The following is a 3,795-nucleotide window of genomic DNA, read 5'->3' on the forward strand; positions in this document are numbered from 1 at the left end:
CGAAGGCGGCGCGGATGGACTCGGCCTGCTGCGCGTATTCGGCCGCCAGGGCCTGGGTGTCGCCGCTATAGGCGAGCTGGCCGTCGAAGTGCTTGGTGATGAAGCTGGCGGCGCGGCTGGCGATGTTGACGTACTTGCCGATCAGGTCGCTGTTGACGCGGGCGATGAAGTCCTCGGGGTTGAAGTCCAGGTCTTCGACGCGCGAGTTCAGCTTGGCGGCCATGTAGTAGCGCAGCCATTCGGCGTTCATGCCGAGCTCCAGGTAGCGCAGCGGCGAGATGCCGGTGCCGCGGCTCTTGGACATCTTCTCGCCGCTGACGGTGATGAAGCCGTGCACGTTGAGCTGGTCGGGCGTCTTGCGGCCGGCGAACTTGAGCATGGCGGGCCAGAACAGGGCATGGAAGTAGATGATGTCCTTGCCGATGAAGTGCACCTGCTCGGTGTCGCCCCGCGGGTCGAGCAGGGTGTCGAAGTCGATGCCCTGCCTGGCGCAGTACGCCTTCAGCGAAGCCAGGTAGCCCACGGGCGCGTCCAGCCACACATAGAAGTACTTGCCGGGCGCATCGGGAATCTCGATGCCGAAATAGGGCGCGTCGCGGGAGATGTCCCAGTCGCCCAGCTTGGCCTGCCCGTCGTCGGCGCCCAGCCACTCGCGGGTCTTGGCCAGCACTTCGGACTGCAGATGCTTCACGCCGGCCCGGTTGGAGCCCGCCGTCCATTGCTGCAGGAACTCCACGCAGCGCGGGTCGGACAGCTTGAAGAAGAAGTGGTCGGAGGACTTCAGCACCGGCGTGGCGCCCGTGAGCGCCGAATATGGGTTGATGAGATCGGTGGGGGCATAGACCGCGCCGCAGACCTCGCAGGAATCGCCGTACTGGTCCTTGGCGTGGCACTTGGGGCATTCGCCCTTGATGTAGCGGTCGGCCAGGAACATGCCCTTGACCGGGTCGTAGAACTGCTCGATGGAGCGCGTTTCGATCAGGCCCTGCGCCTTGAGGGCGCGGTAGATGTCCTGCGACAGCGCCACGTTCTCGGCCGAGTCGGTCGAGTGCCAGTGGTCGAAGCGGATGTGAAAGCCGTCGAGGTACTGCGGGCGCTCGGCCGCGTAGCGGGCGACCAGCGCCTGCGGCGTGATGCCTTCTTTTTCGGCCTTCAGCATGATGGGCGCGCCATGCGCATCGTCCGCACCCACGAAATGCACCGTGTGCCCGGCCATTCGCATCGAACGAACCCAGATATCGGCCTGGATGTACTCCATGATGTGGCCGATGTGGAAAGATCCGTTGGCGTAGGGCAGGGCGGTGGTGACGAAAAGGGTACGGGACATGGTTGCCGTCTGAGGGTTGAAAAGGGGGGGAGCCGGCCATTTTAGGGCATGGCGCCAACCGGCGCCGCGCCCGCGCCCGGGGAAACCCGGGGCCGGAAAGCAACGAGGCCGGCGCGCGCGAACGCGGCCGGCCTGGCGGATGGGGAAGGCGGCTGGCGCAAGCCGCGGACTGGCCGCGGCGGTGCGGCGCTCAGCGGACTTCGCGCGCCTCGACGTCGATCACGTCGCCGCGGGGCGGCGTGAACGGGGCGGAAGCCGCCTGGAACGGCCCGGAGCGGGCGCCCTGGCGCTGGCTCCAGTAGGCGCGCACGCCGAACGGCTTGCCGCGCACCTTGGCGACCACGTAGAGGATCGCCACGGCGATGGCCGTGGACAGCATGAAGACCAGCGCCATGGCCATGCCGATCAGGCCCAGGACGGCGAATGCGACGGCACGGAAGAAGCGAAAGAGAGTATCGGTCATGGAGGTGGGATGCAAAACGCAGCGAAAGGTTCCCGCGTATCCGCTATCCTTTAGGGCATACCGGCACGCAAAAGCCGCGCTGCCTACGGAACCTTGTTGACATGAGTATAACGATAGAAACCATCCGCGCCGCGCTGCGCGCCGCGCGCGACACCGAAACCGGTCTGGACCTGGCCGCGTCTGTAAAAGATCGTGACATCCAGGTGGAGGGCGCGCGCGTATCGCTGGCGCTGGAACTCGGCTATCCGGCCAGCGCTCAGGACTGCGAGCGCGTGCGCGAGGCGGCGGTTGCCGCGCTGGATGCCGCGGGCGTGCCGGGCGCGCAGGTCGCCGTGCGCTGGAAGGTGGCGGCCCACGCGGTGCAAAAGGGCCTGAAGCCGCTGCCCAACGTGCGCAACATCATTGCAGTGGCCTCGGGCAAGGGCGGCGTGGGCAAGAGCACCACGGCGGTCAACCTGGCGCTGGCGCTGGCTGCCCAGGGCGCGTCCGTGGGCGTGCTCGACGCCGACATCTACGGCCCCAGCGTGCCCACCATGCTGGGCATTTCGGGCCGGCCGAAAGCCTCGACAACAAAAGCATGGAGCCGCTGACCGGACACGGGCTGCAGGCCAATTCCATCGGTTTCCTGATCGACGCCGACGCGCCCGCCATCTGGCGCGGCCCCATGGTCACGCAGGCGCTGGAGCAGCTGCTGCGCCAGACCAACTGGCGCGACCTGGACTACCTCATCGTGGACATGCCGCCCGGCACTGGCGACGTGGCCCTCACGCTGGCGCAGAAGGTGCCCGTGGTGGGCGCGGTCATCGTCACCACGCCTCAAGACGTGGCGCTGCTGGACGCCCGCAAGGGCCTGCGCATGTTCCAGAAGGTGGAAGTGCCCATTCTCGGCGTGGTCGAGAACATGGCCATCCACATCTGCTCGCAGTGCGGGCATGCCGAGCACATTTTCGGCGAGGGCGGCGGACGGCGCATGGCCGAGCAGTATCACGCGCCGTGGCTGGGCAGCCTGCCGCTGACGCTGGCCATCCGCGAGCAGACGGATGCCGGCCGGCCCACCGTGGCTTCCGACCCCGGCAGCGAGGCGGCCGCCCTTTACCGCGGCATCGCCCGCAAGCTGGCCGCCGGCGTCGCCGCGCTTCCCCGCGACATGGCCGGCAAGTTCCCGTCCATCGTCGTGCAGCAGCCGTCCTGACGCATGCGGTGGGCGGCCGGGGCCTTGTTGGCCGGAGTGTGCGTGCTTTCGGGAGAAGCCTGGGCCAAGCGCCCCGAGATCGTGGTCGACCCCGGCGGCGTGCCGCCGGCCGCGCTGCAGTCAATCACCGAGGCGGTTGACGCCATCGCCCGCCTCGCGGAAGACCAGGACGGCGGCGAAATCAACCGCCTGCGGCGCCGCGCGCGCGACGCCACGCTGGCCGCGCTGGCCACGCAAGGGTATTTCTCGCCCACGGTGACGCTCGAGAGCGGCACCGACATCGGCGGCGAAACCTGGGACATCGGCATCGTGCCGGGCAAGCGCACCATGGTCAGCTCGGTCGAGCTCGTCTTCACCGGCCGCATCGCGCGTCCCGAGTACGCCGAGCGGGTGGGCAAGCTGCGCGAGAACTGGCTGCTCAAGCCGGGGCAGCCCTTCATCAACAGCGAGTGGAACAAGGCCAAGTCCACGCTGCTGGACGACGTGTCGTCGCGCGATTTCCTGCTGGCGCGCATGACCTCGTCCTCGGCCCAGGTCCAGGCCGAGGATGCCACCGCGGCCCTGCGCGTGGCCATCGACAGCGGCCCGCTGGTGCACATGGGCGAGCTCAAGACCGACGGCCTGAAGCGCGTGCCGGAAAAGCTGATCCGGCGCTACGTGCGCTACACGCCCGGCTCGGCCTATGAGCAGGATAAGCTCGACCAGTGGCAGCAGGATCTGCAATCCACCGCCTTTTTCCGCGGCGCATTCGTTTCGCTCGAGCAGCCCGCCAACGCCGTCCAGCAGCCCCTGCCTGCGTCCGACCGGGCCCGG

The 3,795-nt window shown here is 68.2% G+C and carries 3 protein-coding genes and 1 pseudogene; 2 read left to right on the plus strand and 2 right to left on the minus strand.

The genetic code is table 11. The features are described from left to right. Window positions 1-1,327: methionine--tRNA ligase (metG, locus tag AD428_RS23895; protein WP_152968214.1), on the minus strand; the 1,327-nt coding region annotated here is incomplete at its 3' end. Between the two features lie 190 nt (window positions 1,328-1,517). After that, entirely contained in the window at window positions 1,518-1,790 is a 273-nt protein-coding gene (locus tag AD428_RS23900; RefSeq protein ID WP_053246808.1) for a hypothetical protein, read from the minus strand. Window positions 1,791-1,891: 101 nt separating this feature from the next. Between AD428_RS23900 and apbC the strand changes: the two are divergent. Further along, a pseudogene (gene apbC / locus AD428_RS23905) lies at window positions 1,892-2,982 on the plus strand (iron-sulfur cluster carrier protein ApbC). A gap of 3 nt (window positions 2,983-2,985) precedes the next feature. Beyond that, on the plus strand, window positions 2,986-3,795 hold an 810-nt coding region (locus AD428_RS23910), incomplete at its 3' end, for an autotransporter assembly complex protein TamA (RefSeq protein ID WP_304438968.1).

The organism is Achromobacter sp. DMS1, assembly GCF_001270295.1.